1 protein-coding gene is annotated in these 637 nt (G+C 33.0%); it reads right to left on the reverse strand.

Annotated elements, in window-relative coordinates; genetic code table 11:
- Positions 1-637 (reverse strand): DUF11 domain-containing protein (locus MBCUR_RS03310; RefSeq protein ID WP_157077640.1); only part of this gene is annotated, 637 nt, incomplete at both ends.

Genomic DNA, 637 nt, shown 5'->3' on the forward strand with positions numbered 1-637 from the left:
AGTATTATTCTCAGTAACATTAGTAACATTCGCAACATTCACAATATTACCAGTACCATTCAAACGAACAAGAATATCCAAAACAATACTCTCACCATTAGCCAAAGCACCAATATTCCAAACACCAGTACTTGCAACATAATAAGTAAACCTTGGAGAAGTACTGTTAACATAAATCAACCTACTATCCAACCTATCAGTAATAACCAAACCAGTCGCACCATCAGGACCATAATTAGTCACATTAATAGTGTACAAGATATAAGCGCCATTCAAAACATTACCAGACACATTAGATGTTTTAACAATACTAATGTTCACAGTAGTGACAACAGTAATATTAGTCTCATTATCAGGATTACTGCTGTTATTACCAGTATTATTTTCAGTAACATTAGTAACATTCGCAACATTCACAATATTACCAGTACCATTCAAACGAACAAGAATATCCAAAACAATACTCTCACCATTAGCCAAAGCACCAATATTCCAAACACCAGTACCAGAAACATAATAAGTAAACCTTGGAGTTGAACTATTAACATAAATCAATCTACTATCCAACTTATCAGTAATAACCAAACCAGTCGCATTATCAGGACCAAAATTAGTCACATTAATAGTATACAAGATA

It is taken from the genome of Methanobrevibacter curvatus, from assembly GCF_001639295.1.
GTDB lineage: Archaea > Methanobacteriota > Methanobacteria > Methanobacteriales > Methanobacteriaceae > Methanoflexus > Methanoflexus curvatus.